17 protein-coding genes are annotated in these 21,112 nt (G+C 71.9%); 12 read left to right on the forward strand and 5 right to left on the reverse strand.

The window, feature by feature from the left end; translation table 11 throughout:
- The 3 genes from ACFQRF_RS20220 (at position 1) to ACFQRF_RS20230 (ending at position 2,351) form a co-directional block, all read left to right on the forward strand.
- Positions 1–888 carry a carbohydrate ABC transporter permease gene (locus ACFQRF_RS20220; RefSeq protein ID WP_379872705.1) on the forward strand — a complete coding sequence of 296 codons (888 nt, stop codon included), beginning with the start codon at positions 1–3 and terminating at the stop codon, positions 886–888.
- Positions 885–1,958 carry a glycoside hydrolase family 3 N-terminal domain-containing protein gene (locus tag ACFQRF_RS20225; RefSeq protein ID WP_379872706.1) on the forward strand — a complete coding sequence of 358 codons (1,074 nt, stop codon included), beginning with the start codon at positions 885–887 and terminating at the stop codon, positions 1,956–1,958. Before ACFQRF_RS20220 ends, ACFQRF_RS20225 begins: the two co-directional genes overlap by 4 nt.
- 171 nt (positions 1,959–2,129) lie before the next feature.
- Positions 2,130–2,351, forward strand: coding sequence for a hypothetical protein (locus ACFQRF_RS20230; RefSeq protein WP_379872707.1), 222 nt, complete (start codon positions 2,130–2,132; stop codon positions 2,349–2,351).
- Between the two features lie 13 nt (positions 2,352–2,364).
- On the opposite strand, the gene ACFQRF_RS20235 is transcribed toward ACFQRF_RS20230, so the two are convergent.
- Positions 2,365–2,787, reverse strand: coding sequence for a DUF6406 domain-containing protein (locus ACFQRF_RS20235; protein WP_379872708.1), 423 nt, complete (start codon positions 2,785–2,787; stop codon positions 2,365–2,367).
- A 432-nt stretch (positions 2,788–3,219) separates the two neighbouring features.
- Between ACFQRF_RS20235 and leuS the strand changes: the two genes are divergently transcribed.
- The 3 genes from leuS (at position 3,220) to ACFQRF_RS20250 (ending at position 7,626) form a co-directional block, all read left to right on the forward strand.
- Positions 3,220–5,715: a leucine--tRNA ligase gene (leuS, locus tag ACFQRF_RS20240; protein ID WP_379872709.1), complete on the forward strand. Its 2,496-nt coding sequence runs from the start codon at positions 3,220–3,222 to the stop codon at positions 5,713–5,715.
- 76 nt (positions 5,716–5,791) lie between these two features.
- Positions 5,792–6,418, forward strand: a complete 627-nt coding sequence (locus ACFQRF_RS20245; protein ID WP_379872710.1) for a hypothetical protein — start codon at positions 5,792–5,794, stop codon at positions 6,416–6,418.
- A 548-nt stretch (positions 6,419–6,966) separates the two neighbouring features.
- Positions 6,967–7,626, forward strand: a complete 660-nt coding sequence (locus ACFQRF_RS20250) for a hypothetical protein (protein ID WP_379872711.1) — start codon at positions 6,967–6,969, stop codon at positions 7,624–7,626.
- Positions 7,627–7,762: 136 nt separating this feature from the next.
- Here ACFQRF_RS20250 and ACFQRF_RS20255 read toward each other — a convergent pair whose 3' ends face one another.
- Positions 7,763–8,854 carry an alpha/beta hydrolase family protein gene (locus tag ACFQRF_RS20255; RefSeq protein ID WP_379872712.1) on the reverse strand — a complete coding sequence of 364 codons (1,092 nt, stop codon included), beginning with the start codon at positions 8,852–8,854 and terminating at the stop codon, positions 7,763–7,765.
- A 164-nt stretch (positions 8,855–9,018) separates the two neighbouring features.
- Positions 9,019–9,684, reverse strand: coding sequence for a transcriptional repressor LexA (gene lexA, locus ACFQRF_RS20260; RefSeq protein ID WP_379872713.1), 666 nt, complete (start codon positions 9,682–9,684; stop codon positions 9,019–9,021).
- A 524-nt stretch (positions 9,685–10,208) separates the two neighbouring features.
- Here lexA and ACFQRF_RS20265 point away from each other — a divergent pair.
- The 5 genes from ACFQRF_RS20265 (at position 10,209) to ACFQRF_RS20285 (ending at position 17,987) form a co-directional block, all read left to right on the forward strand.
- Positions 10,209–10,616, forward strand: a complete 408-nt coding sequence (locus ACFQRF_RS20265) for a LysM peptidoglycan-binding domain-containing protein (RefSeq protein WP_379872714.1) — start codon at positions 10,209–10,211, stop codon at positions 10,614–10,616.
- A gap of 461 nt (positions 10,617–11,077) precedes the next feature.
- The gene (gene nrdR, locus ACFQRF_RS20270; protein ID WP_379872715.1) at positions 11,078–11,569 is read left to right on the forward strand and encodes a transcriptional regulator NrdR; all 492 of its coding nucleotides are present in this window, start codon (positions 11,078–11,080) and stop codon (positions 11,567–11,569) included.
- 110 nt (positions 11,570–11,679) lie between these two features.
- Positions 11,680–14,514, forward strand: a complete 2,835-nt coding sequence (locus ACFQRF_RS20275; protein ID WP_379872716.1) for a vitamin B12-dependent ribonucleotide reductase — start codon at positions 11,680–11,682, stop codon at positions 14,512–14,514.
- A gap of 372 nt (positions 14,515–14,886) precedes the next feature.
- Complete coding sequence (locus ACFQRF_RS20280) at positions 14,887–16,527, forward strand: SPFH domain-containing protein (protein WP_379872717.1); 1,641 nt, start codon at positions 14,887–14,889, stop codon at positions 16,525–16,527.
- A complete protein-coding gene (locus ACFQRF_RS20285) occupies positions 16,527–17,987 on the forward strand; it encodes an SPFH domain-containing protein (RefSeq protein ID WP_379872718.1) in 1,461 nt (486 codons plus the stop codon). Before ACFQRF_RS20280 ends, ACFQRF_RS20285 begins: the two co-directional genes overlap by 1 nt.
- 84 nt (positions 17,988–18,071) lie before the next feature.
- On the opposite strand, the gene ACFQRF_RS20290 is transcribed toward ACFQRF_RS20285, so the two are convergent.
- Positions 18,072–18,263 carry a hypothetical protein gene (locus ACFQRF_RS20290; RefSeq protein WP_379872719.1) on the reverse strand — a complete coding sequence of 64 codons (192 nt, stop codon included), beginning with the start codon at positions 18,261–18,263 and terminating at the stop codon, positions 18,072–18,074.
- Positions 18,264–18,494: 231 nt separating this feature from the next.
- On the reverse strand, positions 18,495–19,181 hold the full coding sequence (locus tag ACFQRF_RS20295; protein WP_379872720.1) for a hypothetical protein: 687 nt from the start codon (positions 19,179–19,181) through the stop codon (positions 18,495–18,497).
- A 499-nt stretch (positions 19,182–19,680) separates the two neighbouring features.
- On the opposite strand from ACFQRF_RS20295, the gene ACFQRF_RS20300 reads away from it, so the two are divergent.
- Entirely contained in the window at positions 19,681–20,367 is a 687-nt protein-coding gene (locus tag ACFQRF_RS20300; RefSeq protein WP_379872721.1) for a ribonuclease HII, read from the forward strand.
- Positions 20,368–21,112: the final 745 nt, after the last annotated feature.

Below are 21,112 nucleotides of genomic sequence, written 5' to 3' on the forward strand. Positions count from 1 at the left end.
ATGACGATGACCACGACTTCGACGAGCGCCGCGCCCGCGGGCGCCGTCCGCCGTGGGCGGCGCCCGGTGCGGCGGATCGTCCGCCAGGCCGGCAAAGGGGCGGCGGTCGCCGTCCTTCTCGCCTTCACCCTGTTCCCGGCCTACACCATGCTGTCCACCGCCCTCGCGCCACGGGCCACCTCGGGCACCGACGCGCTGCTGCCCACCGAGCTGACGCTCCGGCACTTCGACAACGTGCTCACCCGCGCAGGCTTCCTTACCTACCTCGGCAACTCGGTGGTGGTCGCGCTCATCACCGTGCTGGGCAGCAGCCTGCTCGCGCTGTTCGCCGCGGTCGCGGTGGCCCGCTTCCGGTTCCGGCTGCGCACCACCGTGCTCGTCCTGATCCTGGTCGTGCAGATGGTGCCGCTGGAGGCGCTGGTCATCTCGCTGTTCCTGCTGGCGCGCGACCTGCAGATGCTCAACTCGCTGCTGGGCCTCGGCGTCGTCTATATCGCGCTGTCGCTGCCGTTCGCGGTGTGGATGCTGCGCGGGTTCGTGGCCGCGGTGCCCAGGGAGGTCGAGGAGGCCGCCTACATCGACGGCGCCTCCTGGAACCGGATGTTCTGGTCGGTGCTCTTCCCACTGGTGGCGCCCGGCCTGGTGGCCACCGGCATCTTCTCCTTCATCACCGCGTGGAACGAGTTCGTGCTCGCCCTCACCTTCATGAACAGCAGCGACAACTACACGGTCGCGGTGGGCCTGCGCCAGTTCTTCGGGCAGTACACCACCGACTGGGGCGCGGTCATGGCGGCCTCCACGATCATCACCCTGCCGGTGATGGTCTTCTTCCTGTTCGTCCAGCGGGGCCTCGTCTCCGGGCTGGTCGCCGGGGCGGTGAAGGGATGAGCCCGGCCGGCCCGCACCGCGACCCGGCGCTGCTGCGCATGGCGCACGCCGTGCTCATGCCGGGGTTCGAGTCCGTTCCCGGCTATGGAGGGGGCGCCCGCACGCCCGATTGGCTGGCCCGCGCCATCGACGCCGGGCTCGGCGCGGTCTGCTGCTTCGCCCCCAACCTCGCCGCCGACCCTGCCGCGCTCACCCGCGAGCTGCACGGGCGCCGCGCGGACCTGCTGGTGACCAGCGACGAGGAGGGCGGCCGGGTCACCCGGCTGCACGCCGCCGCCGGCTCGCCCTACCCCGGCCACGGCGAGCTCGGCACCGCGGACGACGTCGACCGCACCCGGTCCGTCGCCGAGGCGATGGGGCGGGAATTGCGCGACGTCGGCATCGACGCGGCGCTCGCCCCGGTCCTGGACGTCAACGTCGACCCGCGCAACCCGGTGATCGGCGACCGCGCCTTCGGGGCCGACGCCGCACTCGTGGCGCGGCACGGCGTGGCCTTCGCCCAGGGGCTGGCGGCGGCCGGGACGCTGGCCGCCGGCAAGCACTTCCCCGGGCACGGCGACACCGCGGTCGACTCCCACACGGCACTCCCGGTCATCGACGTCGACCTGCCCACCCTGCACCGCCGGGAACTGGTCCCGTTCGGCGCCGCGGTCGATGCGGGCGTCCCCATGGTGATGTCCGGCCACATCGTGATCCCGGCGCTCGACGACGCGCCGGCCAGCCTCTCCCCACGTTGCTACGCGCTGCTGCGCACCGAGCTGGGGTTCACCGGGGCCGCCGTCACCGACGCCCTCGACATGCGCGCGGTCACCGGGTTCCTGGCCGCACCCGGGACGGTCGCGGGGGTGGCGCGCGGCGCGGTGGCCGCCCTGCGGGCGGGGGCCGACCTGCTCTGCCTGGGGAACCCGTACAACGGGCCGGAGAAGGACGAGGAGATCTTCCGTGCCGCCCTGGAGGCGGTGCTGACCGCGGTCGCCGACGGCACCGTGCCACCGGGCCGCCTGGCGGAGGCGGCCGACCGGGTCGCGCGGCTGCCGGCGGCGGTTCCGCACCGCGGAGGCGGCCACTGACCGTCCACGCCCCGTCCAGCGCTTGACCACCGCACCGGTGTCGTGGATCGTTGCAGCGACAACCGGGTTCCGCCAGGTTCGCGGACCGGCAGGGGCTGCGCCGGGCAGGACGCCGCCGCGCCGCGTGCACCACCCGCACGGAGCCCGCCCGGCCGTGGGGAGGGCGCGAGCGTGGAATTGGACGGTCATCCCATCGAACCGGACTACCCCTGGCCGAAGAGCCCGACGAACGTCCTCATCCGGTGCAACGTCTGCATGAGCCTGCGCCACTTCGCGGACCGCCACGCCGGCCACCTCGACGACTACAGCCCCGGCCCGCACTGCAAGACCTGCGGCAAGCGGATCGAGTTCCGGTGCACCGCGTGCGACACCCCGTGGCAGCCGCTGTCCTGACCGGCGCCCGGGGCTACTCGGCCCGGGTCAGCGTGGTGGATCCGGGCATCGACGCGGACTCGCTGACCCCGATCTCCGACACCTGCCAGGTCTCCCCGGCGATGTCGATGGTGTCGCCGAGCTTGAGGGTGTGCGAGGTCGCCTCGCCCTCCCCCTCGCGGGAGCTGATCACCACGGACGGCTCGTCGCCGTCCTCGTATCCGGTGATCTGCAGCGAGGTGGTCCGGTCGTCCCCGGAATCGACGGTGAAGGGCACCCCTTCGGTGAGCTGGATGCGGTCGTTGTTCTGTCCCAGCACCGGTGCCGGGCTGCTCGTGGCCGCGTCGTCGCTCTGCCCGCCCCCGCCGCACGCCGCGGCGCCGAAGGTCATGCCCAGGCCGAGGGCGGTGATGGCGGCGAGGCGGCCGATCCGGCGGACGCGATCGAAGACGGTCATCTCTCCAGGTCTCCCAGTGCTTCGTACGCCGACGTCGAAGGACGCCGGCGGGGCCGCGCCGCCGGTGCGGCCCCGCCGGAGAGCGGGGCGCGAGGGGGCACGCGGCGGCACACGGTGGCCGGGCGCCGGCCACGCGCCGGTATTCTCCCACCGGCCGGAGCCCGGTCGGCGCCGTGTCCCCGCGAGCGCCGGGGGCCGACGCGTCGATGGGCGCGTGCCGGGCGCGCTAACCTTGAGGCTCAGACACCCGGCCGGGGGCGACGGCGCTGACCAGGTCGGCGGCAAGCTCGTCCGAGGGCCCCGCGGACGGACGGCGCGCCGGTGCGTGTTCTTCGAGACGCGGCCGTGATCCCGGACGCGAGGAACGCGGCACAGGCGGTCGGACCGGCCGCGACGTGCCCGCGCGTGAACCGTAGAGGATAGTAACCAGCGATGACAGCGGTAGGCGGAGACCAGGTCGCGGGCGACACGTACGACGCCCGCGCGCTCCAGGACAAGTGGCAGGCCCGGTGGGCGAAGGAGAACACCTTCGCGGCCAGCGAGGACCCGGCCGACGACCGTCCTCGCCGCTACGTGCTCGACATGTTCCCCTATCCGTCGGGTGACCTTCACATGGGGCACGCCGAGGCGTTCGCCATGGGCGACGTCGTGGCGCGCTACCGGTTCCAGCTCGGCGAGAACGTCCTGCACCCCATCGGGTGGGACTCCTTCGGCCTGCCGGCCGAGAACGCCGCCATCAAGCGCGACTCCCATCCGGCGGAGTGGACCTACGCCAACATCGAGACGCAGGCGGAGTCGTTCAAGCGTTACGGCACCGCGCTGGACTGGTCGCGGCGGCTGCACACCAGCGACCCCGAGTACTACCGCTGGAACCAGTGGCTCTTCCTGCGCTTCTACGAACGGGACCTGGCCTACCGCAAGGACGGGCTGGTCAACTGGTGCCCCAACGACCAGACGGTGCTCGCCAACGAGCAGGTCGTCCAGGGGCGCTGCGAGCGCTGCGGCACCGAGGTGGTGCGGCGCAGCCTCAACCAGTGGTACTTCCGCATCACCGAGTACGCCGACCGGCTGCTCGACGACATGGCCGGGCTCGAAGGCAAATGGCCCGAGCGGGTGCTGCTCATGCAGCGCAACTGGATCGGCCGGTCGCGGGGCGCCGACGTTCGGTTCCACATCGAGGGGCGCGACGAGCCAGTCACGGTCTTCACCACCCGGCCGGACACCCTGTACGGGGCCACCTTCTTCGTGGTCGCCGCCGACGCCGCACTGGCCGACGAGCTGTGCACGCCGGAGCACCGCGCCGAGTTCGAGGCCTACCGCGACAGCGTGGCCAAGCTCAGCGACATCGAGCGCCAGTCCACCGAGCGCACCAAGACCGGTGTCTTCCTCGGCCGGTACGCCACCAACCCGGTGAACGGGGAGCGGATCCCGGTCTGGGCCGCCGACTACGTCCTGGCCGACTACGGGCACGGCGCCATCATGGCGGTCCCCGCGCACGACCAGCGCGACCTCGACTTCGCCAAGGCGTTCGACCTGCCGGTGCGCGTGGTCGTCGAGACCGGCGAGGAGGACCCGAACATCACCGGGGTGGCCACGCCCGGCGAGGGGCGCCTGGTCAACTCCGGCCCGCTGGACGGGCTGACCAAGACCGAGGCCATCCCGCGGATCATCGAGATCCTGGCCGAGCGCGGCACCGGCGCCGCCGCCGTGAACTACCGGCTGCGCGACTGGCTGCTGTCGCGCCAGCGGTTCTGGGGCACCCCGATCCCGATCGTCCACTGCCCCGACTGCGGCGAGGTGCCGGTCCCCGACGACCAGCTGCCGGTGCGGCTGCCCGAGAACCTCCGGGGCGCCGACCTCGCGCCCAAGGGCGTCTCGCCGCTGGCGGCGGCCAGCGACTGGGTCAACGTCGACTGCCCGCGGTGCGGCGGCGCCGCCCGGCGCGACACCGACACCATGGACACCTTCGTCGACTCCTCCTGGTACTACCTGCGGTACTGCTCGCCGCACGCCGACACCGCGCCGTTCGACGCGGACAAGGTGCGGCGGTGGGGGCCGATCGACCAGTACGTGGGCGGGGTCGAGCACGCCATCCTGCACCTGCTGTACAGCCGGTTCTTCACCAAGGTGCTCTACGACATGGGCATGGTGGACTTCACCGAGCCCTTCACCCGGCTGCTCAACCAGGGCCAGGTCATCAACCAGGGCAAGGCCATGTCGAAGTCGCTGGGCAACGGCGTCGACCTGGGCGAGGAGATCGACCTCTACGGCGTCGACGCCGTGCGGCTGACCGTGGTGTTCGCCGGCCCGCCCGAGGACGACATCGACTGGGCCGACGTCTCGCCCGCGGCCTCGCTGCGGTTCCTGAACCGCGCCTACCGGCTGATGACGCAGGCCGGCGCCGCCTCGGCGCCCGGGACCGACCCCGCCACCGGTGACCTCGCGCTGCGCAAGGTCACCCACCAGACGCTGGACAAGGTCACCGCGGCCATCGAAGCGCAGCGCTTCAACGTCGCCATCGCCCGCGTCATGGAACTGGTCACCGCGGCCCGGCGCGCCATCGACTCCGGCCCGGGCGCCGCCGACCCGGCCGTACGCGAGGCCGCCGAGGTCGTGGCGATCACCCTGTCGCTGTTCGCGCCCTACGTGGCCGAGGAGGGCTGGGAACGGCTCGGGCACAGCGGGTCGGTGGCCATCGGCAACTGGCGGACCCCCGACCCCGCGCTGCTCGTCCAGGAATCGGTGACCTGCGTGGTGCAGGTGGCCAGCAAGGTCCGGGACAAGCTTCAGGTGCCGCCGGACATCAGCGCCGAGGAGCTGGAGCGCCTGGCGCTGGCCTCGGAGAAGGTTCAGGGGTTCATCGGCGACCGGACGATCCGCAAGGTCGTCGTCCGCGAGCCCAAGCTGGTCAACATCGTGGTGGCCTGAGCGCCGGTGCGCGGGGCCGGGACCGGTACGGTCCCGGCCCTTCGGCGCTCCGGTCCCGGAGAACGGCGAGGAACATATGACCCAGACGTTCGGGGAATGGCGGCTGGACCGGCGCGCGCGGATCGCGGTCGCGGCCGGCGGGGTCGTCGTGCTCTCCGCGGCCGCGATCACGGCCGGAGTCCTGTGGGGCGCCCGTGGTCCGGCCACCGGCGCCGGGCCGGACGACGCCTACGCCACCGCGCCCGCGTGTGAGGTGGTCGCGGACGAGCTGCTCGCGTCGGTGGCCCCGTCCGCCACCCTGGAGGCCGCGGAGCGGGGACCGCTCGTCGACGCCGGCGGCAACTCCTGCGTGTGGACGTCGGTGGACCACGCCGCGGCCGACGGCGTGCCGCCGCGTTCGGTCCAGATCGCCTTCCAGGCGCACTTCACCGACAAGGCCGGCGACATCACGGGAGCACAGGCGGCCGCCACCCGGCTGGCGGAGCTGGCGCCGGTGAACGAACTGGACGGGGCGGCCCCGGTGCCGGCCTTGGGCGAGGACGCGCTGGTGTGGCACTCCACGGCCGACGCCGACGCCGCCGAACTGGCCTTCCGCCGCGACAACCTGGTGGTGCGCGTCTGGTACGGCGGCGCGGACCTGGTCTTCGACGACGCCCGGGCCGGAGCCGTGGCGGTGGCGGAGGGCGTGGCCGCCGCCATCTGACCGCGCGGGGCGGCCCGGACCCCGGTCGCGTCGCGGTGCGCCCGTCACCGGTTCGTTACGGCCTCGTGGGAACGTACCGCACCCGGGGGACGTCCTACCGGGCGTGAACCTGTGACCGTCCGTGACAGCGCACCCGTGCGGAGCGGCGGTTCCGGCGGTCCGCCCGCACCCGTCCGGGCGGGCCGGCGGCCCTTCCCGGACGTGCGCCCGGCACGCCTGTGACCTCTGCTACGGGTGCGGCGGGCACGGTGTCAATCAGGTAACCGACGCCCGTTTTGGGGCGAGATGAGATGTGCGGACTAGTAACGTAGCTCTGCTGGTCAGCCTGAAGTTTGCTTGGCAGGAAAGGGGACTCGCTGATGGCCCAGCCACCTTACGGTGGTCCTCCTCCGGGGCCACCTGGGGGACCGTCCGGACCGTCGGGGCCGTACGGCGGACCGCCGACCGGGCCGCAGCCCGGTCAGCCGACCGGACCCCAGGGACCTTACGGTCCGCCACAGCCCGGCCCCTATGGTCCCCCTGGGTACGGTCCGCAGCCGGGTCCGGGCATGCCGGGCCCGGGTGCCCCCTACGGAGAGAACCCCTACCTCGGTCAGACCCCTCCGAAGAGCAACCGCGGCTGCGCGGTCGGCGCGATCGTCGGCGTCGTCGTGCTGGTGGTGCTGCTCATCGCCGGAGGCATCGGCGCCTACCTGTGGCTGGGCAGCGGTGAGGACTACACCGCGACCCCCGACTGCTCGGTCGCGGAGAACGAGGCGCTGAACGCCCTGCTGCCCGGGTACCAGACGCAGGCCGCGCAGGCCATCGACACCGGCGGCCAGGACTGGTGGGACGGCTACCAGTGCTCCTGGATCACCTCCAGCGACTCCTCCGGCATGCCGGCGACCGCCTCGATGCTGCTGATGCGCAACCAGAACCGGCCCGGCACCACGGGGGCGGAGGAGACCGCCTCCGACCTCGCCACCCAGTCCGAGGGGTACACCACCACCCCCGTCGAGAATCTCGGCGACGAGGCCGCCTCCTGGTACGACACCGAGTACGAGCTCGGCTGCGTCGGCGTCCGGCTGTCGAACATCTTCCTGTCGACCTGCTACGACGCCGCGACCGACTACTCCTACTCGTCGTCGATCTCGGAATCCGAGGCGATCGCGGGCGCCGAGCAGCTGGCGCGCGCCACCGTCGCGCAGATCGAGGGCACCCGGAGCTGACCCGGCGGCGGGCGGTCGTCGGACCACCCGCGCCCTGACGGCGAACCGGTGCGATGGCGCCCTCCCCCCTAGGGGGAGGGCGCCATCGCCGTTCCCGGGCACCGGCGCCGGGCCGCGTACGGCGGGCGCGGCCCGGTCACCACACGGTGCCGAGGAACTCTTCGAGGGCGGGCGCCGCGTCCGGCGCGAATGGGCGCTCGGCGTCGAGCGCGGTGGCGCCGGGGGAGTCGTCGTACCGGCGGAACACGTGGTCGGCTCCGGGCAGGTCCACGCGTTCGCCGTCGGGGAGCCCGGTCATCAGCCGGTCGACCTCCGCCGCGGTGACCTGGGCGTCGGCCGTGCCCCACAGCACGAGCGTGCGGGTGCCGTCGGGGAGGTCGCGCGCCAGGTCCACCGGGTCCATGGCGTCGATCCGGCGCAGGAACGCCGAGGTGGCCGGCCCGAACAGCGGAGCGAGTTCCGGCGCGAGATCGTCGGGCAGCGGCCGGCCGGCGCGCAGCCGGGCGATGGCGAGCCGGGTGTCGGACAGCACGGTGGTGGCCGCGGCGGCGTCGAGTGCGCCGGAACCCTCGCCGTCGCGTACCTGCTCGGTGACCTGCCGGTCCAGCAGGTCCAGGTAGCGGGCGCCCACGGGGGCGGCGAGAACGAGCGCGGCGGGAGGGGGACCGGAGACCACCTGTGGCGCGCGCAGGGCGAACAGGCTGCCCTCGCTGTGCCCGAGGACCAGGATCCGCTCGGGATCCACCTCCGGCTGGTCCAGGAGTTCGGCGTATGCGGCGGCCATCTGGTCCTCGAAGACGTCGTAGCCGACGGGCTCGGCCGCCTCACGGCCGCCGAGGCCGGTCTCGCCGGACCCGAGCTTGTCGTACCGCAGGGAGGCGACACCGGCCGCGGCGAGCACCCGGGCGAAGTTGGCGTTGGTGTCGGCGTCCGGCCGTGCGGGGCTGTTGCCGTCGCGGTCGGTGGGGCCGCTGCCCGAGATGATGAGTGCGCCCGGCACCGGTCCGCTCGTTCCCGGTGGCAGGGCGACGGTGCCGTGCACGGTGTCACCGGCGCCGTCGAAGGTGACGGAGCGTTCCACGGGGGTGGTGCCGGGGGAGGCGGAGGGAGCCGTGGCCGGCGGCTCGGGGGCGGCGGGCGGGCCGCAGGCGGTGGCCAGCACCAGGGCGCCGCCGGTCAGGAGGGCGCAGCCGCCGCGCACGGCGGCACGGAGGGGCGAGGAGGACATGCCCTTACCGTAGAGCCCGGCCGGTGCCGGTCCGTCCCGGTGTGACGGGTATGGCGGTGGCGGTCCGCTCGGTCACCGTTGGATCCCGATTCCATCGCGTGACGGTGACAGGGCCCGTGATCGGGGTAAAGATCACGGGCCCGTTTCGAACCGAGGCGAAGTCGTTACACCTTGCGCAGCACGGCGACGACCTTGCCGAGGATGGTGGCCTCGTCGCCGCTGATGGGCTCGTAGTCGGGGTTGCGCGGCAGCAGCCAGACGTGGTCGCCGTCCCGCCGGAAGGTCTTCACCGTGGCCTCGTCGCCGAGCAGCGCCGCGACGATGTCGCCGTTGTTGGCTTCGGGCTGCTGGCGGACCACGACCAGGTCACCGTCGGTGATGGCGGCCTCGATCATCGAGTCGCCGACGACGGTGAGCATGAACAGCCGCCCCTCGCCCACGAGCTGCTTGGGCAGCGTGAGGACGTCCTCGACGGCCTCCTCCGCGAGGATCGGGCCGCCCGCGGCGATCCGGCCGATGACCGGGACGTCGGTCGCGCGGCCGGGCTCGGCGGAGTGATCCTCGTCGAGTTCGTCCCAGGACCGCACCGGCGGCTGTCCCGGAATGCGAATTTCGACCGCTCGTGGGCGATTCTGGTCGCGGTGGAGATAGCCCTTGCGTTGCAACACCTTCAATTGGTGCGCGACACTGGAGGGGCTGGACAACCCCACCGCATCACCGATCTCGCGGATGGACGGTGGGTATCCGCGTTGCCGCACGTAGCGGTGGATGACGTTCAGGACGCTCTGCTGGCGGGCCGTGAGTTTCGGAGCCGAGTCCGACGGTGCCACAGGCTCCTGCGCGGCTCTGGTCCGCGTGGACGAGGATCGGAGCCCGGTGACGGCCTTCCCACTGGCGTGCGGTTCCTGCGCTCCGTGGTTTTCCTCCGGCACGGCCGGCCTCCTCGGCGGTCGGTGTTCTCGGTGTGGGTTGTCGGCGGCTGGCGTCGGTGACGGCGTAACGAGGGAGTCTCGAAGCGATGTCGCATCGACGGCAGTGTCGGCATACCGCGGTGAAACATGTCCAACATTAGTGTGCGGACAAGGCAATATCAAACAAACGTTCGAGATGGTGCTGAAAAAATCAGCGAGATGCGGTATTAGTCGAACGTCAGTTCTAGTCGAACGGGCGTTCGAAGGTGGGGAGCATGTCCGAACCCGCAATACCGCTCTCAATGGGCCGGCCCGGGAGGGGGCCGGTGGCGCGCGCCGTCCGGCCGGCGCCGGTGCCAGAATCGATCGCCACTGCGGATCCGCCGACCCGTATCGAGGTCGGCGACCGGTCCGCCGGGATCTTCGAAGGGCGAGGAGAAGACGTGAGTATTGAGAGCAGCGGCGGTACGGCCGTCGTGGTCCCCCAGGCTCTCGCTGGACTTCCCGACCTCCATTCCTCCGTCCCACCGGGACGCGGCACCCGTCTCACCCGGCGGGGCCGGGTGGTCCTGCTCTCGGCGCTCGGTCTCGTCGGCACAGCCGGATTCTCGCTCCTGGTACTGACAACCGTGGCGCTCGGCGCCTCCACGGCCGGCGCCTCCGACTCTCTGATGCTGCGGCCCGCGCCCGACACCGTGGTGGTCCACGACGGCGACACGCTGTGGGAGATCGCCGAGCGGACCCGCCCCGGCGACGATCCGCGCCGCACCGTGCTGGAGATCGTCGAGCTCAACCGGCTCTCCGACCTCGCGCTGGAGCCGGGGCAGGAGCTCGTGCTTCCCAAGCCCTGACCGGTGCCCGGCGCGGGCCGGTGCGGACATCCGGCGCGGCCGGTGTGTCCGCCCCGGTCCGCGCCGCCGCGTCTGGCAGCCTGTGCTCCGTTCCCCGTGGCGCGTCCCGTGCGATGAGTGGCGTTGCGCACTCCGGCCGCCTCCGATGGGTCCCGTGGCGTCCCGAACCGCCGGAAACACCGGCGGTTCCGGCGCTTTCGGGCTCCGGCGGCGCCGTCCCCCCGCCGGTGCGGCGACTTGCGGCCCGGGTGCGGCGCCCGTAAGTTGACCACAACATCTAGTGCCTGCTGAGGAACAAGTCGCCTAGAGATTGTGCTTTAGTAGGTATCAGACCTTTTCGGGGCGTCGCCCTGGAGAGCCGTGGAACACCAGACGCCGACACGGACACCGCCCCTCGGGAGCGCGTTCCGTGCGGGTGCGGGAGGCATCGGCGATGCGGATGTGGGGGGAGGCGTGCCGGCATGCACTGTCCGTTCTGCCGCCATCCTGACACCCGGGTGATCGACAGCCGGTCCACCGACGACGGCGCCGCGATCCGCCGCCGCCGGTCCTGCCCGGCCTGCGGCCGCCGCTTCACCACCCAGGAGACCGTGCTGCTCATGGTGGCCAAGCGGTCCGGGGTCACCGAGCCGTTCTCCCGGGGCAAGATCATCGCCGGGGTGCGGCGCGCCTGCCAGGGGCGGCCGGTCACCGAGGACGCGCTCGCCAAGCTCGGCCAGCAGGTCGAGGAGGAGATCCGCGGGCGCGGGCTCGCCGAGGTGCCGGCCCACGAGATCGGGCTCGCCATTCTGGGCCCGCTGCGCGAACTCGACGAGGTGACCTACCTCCACTTCGCGTCGGTGTACCGCGGGTTCGAGTCCCTGACGGACTTCGAGAACGAGATCGCGATGCTGCGGGCCGATCGGGCCAGAGCCGGTGCCACCCGGCAGGCCGGAAAACCGGCGGCGGAGTAACCGGACCACGCGGTCACGCGCCCCGCGCACGGGGACCGCGCCGGCCGCCGGAAGCCCGGGCCGGCCGGCGCGGCAATTGGGTATGTGCCATATATCAGGGGGAGTGGAGAATGACGGAGACCACGAGCGGCTCGTCGACGCGCAAGGGCAGGGGGCAGCCCCAGCGCAAGGGGCTGAAGATCCAGCGTGTCTTCACCACGCCGGGCACCCACCCCTATGACGAGGTCGAGTGGGAGCGCCGTGACGTCGTCATGACCAACTGGCGGGACGGGTCGGTCAACTTCGAGCAGCGCGGCGTGGAGTTCCCGGCCGCCTGGTCGATGAACGCCACCCAGATCGTCGCCAGCAAGTACTTCCGTGGCGCCCTCGGCACCCCCGAGCGCGAGTGGAGCCTCAAGCAGCTCGTCGACCGCGTGGCCGGCATGTACACCAGGACCGGGCGCGAGCACGGCTACTTCGCCGGTGACGAGGACGCCGAGATCTTCGACCACGAGCTGAAGTACGCGCTCGTGCATCAGCTGTTCAGCTTCAACTCGCCCGTGTGGTTCAACGTCGGCACCGCCTCCAGCCAGCAGGTGTCCGCCTGCTTCATCCTGTCCGTGGACGACACCATGGAGTCGATCCTGGACTGGTACAAGGAGGAGGGGATCATCTTCAAGGGCGGCTCCGGCGCCGGCGTGAACCTCTCCCGGCTGCGCTCCAGCAAGGAGCTGCTCTCCTCCGGCGGCACCGCCTCGGGCCCGGTCTCCTTCATGCGCGGCGCCGACGCCTCGGCCGGCACCATCAAGTCCGGCGGGGCCACCCGCCGTGCCGCCAAGATGGTCGTGCTCGACGTCGACCACCCCGACATCGAGGAGTTCATCGAGACCAAGGCCCGGGAGGAGCACAAGATCCGCGCGCTGCGCGACGCCGGGTTCGACGTCGACCTCGGCGGCGCCGACATCGTCAGCGTGCAGTACCAGAACGCCAACAACTCCGTCCGGGTGTCCGACGCCTTCATGCGCGCCGTCGACACCGGATCCGACTTCGGGCTCACCTCCCGCACCACCGGCGAGGTCATCGCCACCGTCGACGCCCGGAAGCTGTTCCACAGCATGGCCCGGGCCGCCTGGGAGTGCGCCGACCCCGGCCTGCAGTACGACGACACCATCAACGACTGGCACACCACTCCCGAGAGCGGCCGCATCTCGGCGAGCAACCCCTGCTCGGAGTACGTCCACCTGGACAATTCCTCCTGCAACCTGGCGTCCATCAACCTGCTGAAGTTCCTGCGGGACGACGACACCTTCGACATCGAGAAGTTCGTCCGGCTCACCGAGCTGATCATCACGGCGATGGACATCTCCATCACCTTCGCCGACTTCCCCACGGAGAAGATCGGCGAGACCTCCCGTGCCTTCCGCCAGCTCGGCATCGGCTACGCCAACCTCGGCGCGCTGCTGATGGCCACCGGACACGCCTACGACTCCGACGGCGGCCGGGCGCTCGCCGCGGCCATCACCTCCCTGATGACCGGGACCGCCTACCGGCGCAGCGCGGAGCTCGCCGGGGTCGTGGGCCCCTACGACGGTTACGCCAAGAACGCCGACGCCCACAAGCGCGTCATGCGCAAGCACGCCGCCGCCAACGACGACCTGCGCACCATCGGCCGGATGGACCGCGACATCGCCGCCGCGGCCACCCGCGCGTGGCAGGACTGCCTGAAGACCGGCGAGAAGAACGGCTGGCGCAACGCCCAGGCCAGCCTGCTCGCCCCCACCGGCACCATCGGCTTCATGATGGACTGCGACACCACCGGCATCGAGCCGGACTTCTCGCTGGTCAAGTACAAGAAGCTGGTCGGCGGCGGCTCCATGCAGATCGTCAACCAGGCGATCCCGCGGGCGCTGAAGAACCTCGGCTACCAGCAGGAGCGGATCGAGGCCATCGTCGAGTACATCGCGGAGAACGGCCATGTGGTGGACGCTCCCGGGCTGCGGCCGGAGCACTACGAGGTGTTCGACTGCGCCATGGGCAAGCGCTACATCAAGCCCATGGGGCACGTCGAGATGATGGCGGCGGTGCAGCCGTTCCTCTCGGGTGCCATCTCCAAGACGGTGAACGTCCCCGAAGAGGCGACCGTCGAGGACTTCGAGCACATCTACTTCCAGGGCTGGAAGCTCGGCCTGAAGGCGCTCGCCGTCTACCGGGACAACTGCAAGGTCGGCCAGCCGCTGTCCACCGCCAAGACCGAGGAGAAGACGGAGGAGAAGGCCGCCCCGGAGCCCAAGGTCGTCGAGGTCAACCGCCCGGTCCGCCGTCGGCTGCCGAAGAAGCGGCCCAGCCAGACCATCTCCTTCACGGTGGGCGGCGCCGAGGGCTACATCACCGCCGGCTCCTACCCCGACGACGGCCTCGGCGAGGTCTTCATGAAGCTCGGCAAGCAGGGCTCGACCCTGGCCGGCGTCATGGACGCGTTCTCGATCGCCATCTCCATCGCCCTGCAGTACGGGGTGCCGCTGGAGACCTACGTCGAGAAGTTCACCAACATGCGGTTCGACCCGGCCGGCATGACCGACGACCCGGACATCCGCATGGCCCAGTCGGTGGTCGACTACATCTTCCGCCGCCTGGCTCTGGACTACCTCCCCTACGAGGAGCGCGCCGCCCTGGGCGTCCTGTCCGCCGAGGAGCGCGCCGCCCAGGTCGCCGGCGAGGACCCGGCCCAGGTCGCCGCCCAGGTGGAGTCCTACGCCCAGTCCGCCCCGGTCGGCCAGGAGGACGCCGACTCCGAGCCCGCCTCCCGCGAGGAGACCCGCACGGCGCACACCACCACCGAGCTGCTGGAGCTGAAGCAGGGCTTCACCGCGGACGCGCCGCTCTGTGTCACCTGCGGCACCAAGATGCGGCCGTCGGGTAGCTGCTACGTGTGCGAGGGATGCGGATCCACGAGCGGGTGCAGCTGAGAACCCGTGGGCCCGTCGTTGACACGGCGGTCCTGACGGTCAGGTGAGCAGAACATGTGGGGAGTCGGCAGCGGCCGGCTTCCCACACGCCGTTTCCGGAGCCGCGTACGCGGCGTGCGCGGCGCACGTGCCGGCACCGTCCGAAGCCGGATCGCGAAGCCGCAAGGCGTGATCGCGCGGCTCACGCGGTACCGGACCGAGGGGGGACGCGGGGAACGCGCCGTCGCCGGTAATGGATGGTTATCTTCTCGCCACCTGCCGGACCGTAACCCTGTGGGACGATGCCAGGACTCCTGAGCAGGCACACCGGAACCCGGCCGCGCCTGCCCGCGTCGGAGTCATCGTCTTCCTCGTCCCAAGGAGTAGGTGCCCATGTCCTTCGCGCAGTCCGTGCGTGGGGCCGCCGGAGCGATCGCCCAGGGCGGCGATCCTCGGGAGGCGGTGTCCAACGCGATCAGCCAGACCACGGAGGGATTCGGGCTCGACCCGGGTGACTTCCTCGCCGCCCGTGAGCAGGGCGCCTCGGTGGGCACCCGGATCGAGCAGCAGACCACCTCGCTGAACAACGCCGGCGAGGTGCTCAACCGCAGCAAGGTGGAGGTCGGCTCCCACGGCCCGGTGCACGTCATCTCGCCGATGGTCATCCCGCGTGGCCGGACCCTCGCCGCCATGCTGCCGGTCATCGTGCTGGCCATCGCCGGGCTCGTCGGAGCGCTGTTCACCGCCCCGGTGCCCTACGCCACCCTGCTGTTCTTCGGGCCGCACTACTGGATCGTCGTGGCCGGGATGGCCGCCTTCATGTGGTGGCGGCAGGGCATGGTGATGGTCCCGGACGGCTGCCAGGCGCTGATCACCAAGTTCGGCAAGCTGGAGCAGATCGTCGGCCCGGGCCGGGTCACCCTGCTCAACCCCTGGAAGCGGGTCTCCTACATCGTCAACACGACCCGCGAGTACCCGTTCAACGCGCCCATCCGCGAGGCGCCCACGAAGAGCGGCGTCAAGGCGTCGGTCGACCTGTTCCTGCAGTTCCGCATCGAGAACCCCGAGGCGTTCATCTTCGTCCTCGGCGCCGTCCAGGGGTTCCAGGACAAGCTGAACAACGCGATCAGCGAGACCACCCGCAGCCTCATCTACGAGCAGCAGGCGTCCGACATCTATGACCTCGTCGGCGAGAACACCGCCCGGCTGCTCGAACAGCTCAACCAGCAGTTCCTGCCGGCCGTGCGGCTGACCAACGCCAACATCACGCACGCCGAGCCGTCCAGCCAGGAATACCGGATGGACCTCGCGGCGCCCGAGATGGTGCGGGTGGCCAAGGAGGCGTACACCTACGAGTACGAACTCCAGCTGCGCAAGGAGCAGAACGAGGGCGACCTCAACAAGGAGCTCGCCTCGCTGAACGAGACGCTCTCGGCGATCCAGGCCGACATCGCGCAGTACCAGGCCCAGATGGACACCGCTCTGGAGCGGGAGACCAACCGGGCCCGGGCGCTCGCCCGCCAGCGGTTCGTCGAGGCCGAGAGCACCGCGAATGCCAACGCCGCGCTGCTGCAGGCCCAGGCGCTGGACATCCGCGCCGTCAGCGCCGCCGAGGCACCGGAGATCCTCAACTACCGCTTCCAGCAGGACCTGCTGGACAAGCTGGAGTCCGTCGCCGGCAGCCTCCCGCAGGTGGTGCAGATCGGCGACGGCTCGACCTCCAGCGTCGACTTCCTCCAGGTGGCCCGCCAGATCATCGGCGGCGCCGACGAGGAGCTGTTCTCCGAATCGGACATGGCCGCCATCCGCACGCGCCTGGCCGAGATCTCCGACCGCATCGCCTCCCGCGAGGCGGAGATCGCGGAACTGCTCGCCGAGGAGCAGGCCACCGTGGAGGCGCCCGATCCCGAGCAGGCAACCGACGTGCCCGGCGCCGACCGGGTGGAGGAGATCCGCCAGTCGGTCTCCGACGGCGTCATCGGTGAGCGGCTGGGCGGCATCCCCGGCGCCGCGCCGGAGCAGGAAGGACAGTGATGACGAATTCGGCAGCGAACGCGCGCGGCTCCTCCAGCATCAAGGAGTCGCTGGCCTCGTGGGGCGACATCGCCCGCCTGCTGCGCGGCGGTGACCAGGGCCAGCTCGTCCCGGTCGTGATCCCGCGTGACGGCCGCGGGCTGAAGTGGCTGGTGCTCGTCTGGGTCGGGCTGTGGCTGCTCGGCGTGGCCCTGATCGGGGCGTCGATCGGACTCGCCGGCTTCATGGTCGTCGGTGCGCTGGTGCTCGCCCTGGTCGGCCTGCTGCTCGCCGGACTGTGGTGGTGGCGATCGGCCATCGTGGAGATCGAGCAGGGCACCACCGGCGTGCTCACCAAGTTCGGCGCCGTCGTCGGTGTCCTGGAACCGGGCCGGCACTACCTGTGGCACCCCTGGGCGCGGGTGGACTTCGTGGTGGACACCTCCACCGAGATCCCCTACACCGCTCCCGTGCAGGCGTGCCCGACCCGGGAGAACGTGCCGCTGAAGTCCATCGAGTTCTTCCTGAAGTTCCGCATCACCGACGCCGTCGCCTTCGTCCGGACCATCGGAGCGAGCAACTTCGACCTCGTGCTGTCCAACGCCGTGCAGGACGCCATCCGCCAGCGCAGCCGCCAGGTGCGGACCGAGGGCGCCTACGACCTGCGGGGCTCCGACGTCGCCGACATGCAGGACCTGCTCAACCGGCAGCTCAGCCGGTACGGCGTGCGGATCATGGGGTGCAACATCCCCGACGTCCAGCTGCCCAACCAGTACCAGCAGCACCTCGCCACCCGCGAGCGGGTGGCCAAGGAACTGGTCGCCTACGAGCAGGAGTGGGAGCTCACCCGCAAGCGGCGGATCGACACGCTGCTCATGGACATCGAGCGCTCCAAGAAGACGCGCGACGCCAAGATCGTCGAGGTCAACGCGGCCCTCAACAAGGCGCGCAAGGACGTCGCGCAGATGCTGGAGGAGCAGGAGACCGAGGCGCAGCGGGTGCGCTACGAGATCGAGACGCGCGGCCGGTCGGACCTCGTCGCCGCCCAGAACGAGGCGAAGGCGCAGCGCCGGCTCGCCACCTCCTACCGTGACAACCGCGCCGTGCTCCGGTACGAGCTGGCCCGGCGGCGGCTCGACGTCGGCGCCCGGCTGGCCGAGAACGCCCCCCAGCCGGTCGTGGTGCGCACCGAGGGCGGGGCGGGTGACTCCTCGGCGCTGTCCACGCTGGTGCTGGCCCAGCTGCTCCCCGAACTCGGCGGCCGGCGGTCCGGCCGGTCGGAGGTGACCCGGGGCGCCGACGTGTTCCAGCAGGTGCAGGCCACGGACGCGTTCCAGCAGGCCCAGGGCGCGGTCGCCGCGGCGGCCGAGCGCCAGCAGCAGATGCAGCAGCAGTACCAGCAGGAGCAGGGCGAGGCCATGCGCCAGCAGTTCGAGCAGGGCGAGGGGTACGGACGGCAGCGGTCGAAGAAGCGCCGCTGACCCGGCTCCACGCACACGATGAGGGGGCGCTCCCGTCCGGGAGCGCCCCCTCGCGGTGTCGTGGTGGCCCGGCCGGGCCGGGGATCAGGCGGCGTGCGCCAGCCTGCGGTACCCGCAGTCGATGTCGACGCCGTGCCGCGCCGCGATCTCCACGAGGTCCTCGATCTCACCGGCCTGGGCGGCCACGAGGTCCTGGTCGCCGACGTCCCGGGCGCGCCGCAGCGACTCCAGCGCGTCGTAGATGCGAAGGTGCAGCGTCGTCATGAATTCGTTCATAGCGTCCCTCGTCTGGCCGCGGGTGCGTCACTGGTCTCGCGTTCAGATCTATCCGGGGGAGGTTAAAGCAACGGTGAGACACGGTTGGACATCGGTGTGACGACCGGTGACATCAACCACCCCCGACGAGGGAACCGGATTACCCCGCGCGGCGCAAGGGCCGCCGGGGGCATGTCGCGGTGTCCGGCGGGGCCGCACGCGATCGCCGGGCGCGGCATCCAGGGGGAGCGGTCAGTACTCGCTCCAGGAGTACCAGTCGCCGGTGATGTGCTCGTACACCACGCCGCCGTGCCCGGGAACGAACACGTCGGTGGGCAGCGGCTCACCGCTGTGCGCCAGCCCGGACGTCCCGAGCAGCCCGGCCCCCTGCACGGTGAACCGCGCGACGCCGTCGTGCACCGAGACCGCCTGCAGCGGGTAGAGGCCGGCCCACGTCCCGTTCATCGGGATGGTCGTCGACCGGTTCGCGGTGTCGCGGACGTTCAGCAGCGCCCGCTCGGACAGATCGAGGCGGGTCTGCAGGGGGACGTCGGTCACCGACAGCACGATGGCCAGCGCCGCGATGAGCGGGGCGGTGATCCAGCGCAGCCAGTAGAAACGGATCATCGGCCGCGCGATCGTCAGGGCGATTCCGAGCCGTAGCGCCCCCATCGCGGCGAGCAGCGCGCCGCCGCCCACGCCGATGAGGAAACTCGGCAGGTGGCCGCCGGGCACGCTGTCCTCGTACAGCAGGACGAGACCGGCCAGCGCGCACACCGGCAGGTAGAGCCGGCCCGGCGGCCGGGACGCCCACGAGATGAGCCGCTGGCCCAGCGTGGGCTTGTGGGCGATCTCGATGAGCTTCGCGACCGAGTCCTCACCGGCGGGCGACGTCCCTGCGGACGAGGGATTTCCACCGGGTGGAGGAGTGGCGGACATGGCGGGCGGCCCCCAAGGGAATCGTGGTGAGCAGGTGTGGGCGGCGGCCGGGCACGTCACGGCCGGGCCCGGTGCGCGGTGACCGCCGTGAGCGACGGCCGGACCATCCTCAGGATAGAGGAGGGGGGAGGGCTGCTCGGGCCGCTTCGCCGAAGCCGCGGGCGTTTCCCGAAGGGTGATCGGGACCCGGCCCGCGCCGGCCCCGGGGAGGTCCGGATCGCTGATCGGGGTACGCCCTGTTCGGTCGTCGTGAGCGGTCAGTGACCGTTCGACCGGGGCACCTGATCGGCCGGTCGCGCCGGATCACCGCATGGCACGCGCGGTCCCGCCGGCAGCCGCCCGCCCGAGCCGCTGGGCGCATCAGGGACGGGACATGGTCGTCCAACGGCCGTGGAGTGCGGCGGGAAGGGGCGCGGGTTCGGCGCCCCCGGCCGTGGGGTGCCCTTCGCCATGCCGCAGCCGGTTCAGCCGACCCCATCAACGATCTAGGCTTGGGAAGGTGCCAGCGAAGTCCTCCGTCATCCCGCCCACCTACGCGCTCGAACGAGAACTCGCCGCCGCGGGCGCGACCCTCGTCGCCGGAGTCGACGAGGTGGGACGCGGCGCCTGGGCCGGCCCCGTCGTCTGCTGCGCGGCGGTCACCGACGGCTCAGAACCGCCGGAGGGCCTCACCGACTCCAAGAAGCTCACCCCGGCCCGCCGCGTGGCCATGGGCGACCTGGTCCGGCCGTGGGTGCGCGACCACGCGTTCGGCCACGCCACCCCGGCCGAGATCGACGAGTTCGGCATGACCGAGGCGCTGCGCCGTGCCGCCTCCCGGGCGCTGGCGGGCCTGGCGGTCCGGCCCGACCGCGTCATCCTCGACGGCAAGCACGACTATCTCGGCGCCCCCTGGGCGGTGCGCACCCAGATCCAGGCCGACCTCACCTGCGTGACGGTCGCCGCGGCGTCCGTGCTGGCGAAGGTGTACCGGGACACGCTCATGGCGGAGCTGGACGCCGAGTTCCCCGGTTACGGGTTCGCCGGGGCGGCCGGGTACCCGTCGCCGCTGCACCGCGCGACCCTCGCCGAGCACGGCCCGACCCCGCACCACCGGATGTCGTGGGCCTACCTCGACGACCTCCCCAAGTGGCGCCACCTGCGCCGCCCGCGGCCCGGCCCCGACGGGCAGCTCAGCCTGCTCTGAGGCGTGCCGGGCTTCCGCGCGGTGCGGTCGGGGCGCCGGCGGTGCCGGGAAGCCGATGTGGTCGCCGGCGATCGCGGCTCGGTGACGAGCCGAACCGCGCGACCGCGCCGCTGACCCGGTCCGGTTCCCCGGCGATGACGCGCTCCGCGTGGTCGCGGCGGGGACGTTGTGCGGGGCGCTCCGGTGGGCGGCCACCTGCCGGAGCCGGGGCCGGAAGCTCTCCGCGATGGCGGCGGCGAAGATCTCGCGGCCCGATGGGACGAGGTCCGGGTACGCCACGGGTCCGTCGGGCCCGTCGCCGGATTCCCGGGCCGTGTCGTCGCGGACCTTCGGCAGCGCGGGGAACGCACCGGCCGCCGCCCCTTTGGGCCGGGCGTGCACCCGGCTCGCGCTTTCGCGAGACGCGGGCCGGAGGCGGCCACGCCCGCAGCCGCTGCCGTGTCGCAGCTCGCCCTCGCGCGCCTTGCGTTACCCTCCGTGCTGGACACGGAGCGCACAGGGACCAGGTGCGCCGTTCGGCCGGTCCGGCCGGGTCGGCGCGGCGGCGAGGACCGTTCGCCCGCCCCCTGTCCACGACCGGCCGCGAACGGCAGTATGGGCGGCAGGGGCGGCGGGCGCCGCCGGGCAGCGTGCGCGGCCCGGCGACGCGCCACCCGAAGCGGGCGATCCGGCCGATCGGCGGGGGCCGCGCACGGGTGCGCTATACAAGGGTGGCGACGACCGACCGGCCGACACGGCCGGAGCA

The sequence above is a fragment of the Marinactinospora rubrisoli genome (genome assembly GCF_042664915.1).
Lineage (GTDB): Bacteria > Actinomycetota > Actinomycetes > Streptosporangiales > Streptosporangiaceae > Marinitenerispora > Marinitenerispora rubrisoli.

Coding starts and splice junctions, on each gene's coding strand:
- ACFQRF_RS20220 (WP_379872705.1), top strand. CDS start 1: ATGACGATGACCACGACTTCGACGAGCGCCGCGCCCGCGGGCGCCGTC.
- ACFQRF_RS20225 (WP_379872706.1), top strand. CDS start 885: ATGAGCCCGGCCGGCCCGCACCGCGACCCGGCGCTGCTGCGCATGGCG.
- ACFQRF_RS20235 (WP_379872708.1), bottom strand. CDS start 2,787: ATGACCGTCTTCGATCGCGTCCGCCGGATCGGCCGCCTCGCCGCCATC.
- leuS (WP_379872709.1), top strand. CDS start 3,220: ATGACAGCGGTAGGCGGAGACCAGGTCGCGGGCGACACGTACGACGCC.
- ACFQRF_RS20245 (WP_379872710.1), top strand. CDS start 5,792: ATGACCCAGACGTTCGGGGAATGGCGGCTGGACCGGCGCGCGCGGATC.
- ACFQRF_RS20250 (WP_379872711.1), top strand. CDS start 6,967: ATGCCGGGCCCGGGTGCCCCCTACGGAGAGAACCCCTACCTCGGTCAG.
- ACFQRF_RS20255 (WP_379872712.1), bottom strand. CDS start 8,854: ATGTCCTCCTCGCCCCTCCGTGCCGCCGTGCGCGGCGGCTGCGCCCTC.
- nrdR (WP_379872715.1), top strand. CDS start 11,078: ATGCACTGTCCGTTCTGCCGCCATCCTGACACCCGGGTGATCGACAGC.
- ACFQRF_RS20275 (WP_379872716.1), top strand. CDS start 11,680: ATGACGGAGACCACGAGCGGCTCGTCGACGCGCAAGGGCAGGGGGCAG.
- ACFQRF_RS20280 (WP_379872717.1), top strand. CDS start 14,887: ATGTCCTTCGCGCAGTCCGTGCGTGGGGCCGCCGGAGCGATCGCCCAG.
- ACFQRF_RS20285 (WP_379872718.1), top strand. CDS start 16,527: ATGACGAATTCGGCAGCGAACGCGCGCGGCTCCTCCAGCATCAAGGAG.
- ACFQRF_RS20290 (WP_379872719.1), bottom strand. CDS start 18,263: ATGAACGAATTCATGACGACGCTGCACCTTCGCATCTACGACGCGCTG.
- ACFQRF_RS20295 (WP_379872720.1), bottom strand. CDS start 19,181: ATGTCCGCCACTCCTCCACCCGGTGGAAATCCCTCGTCCGCAGGGACG.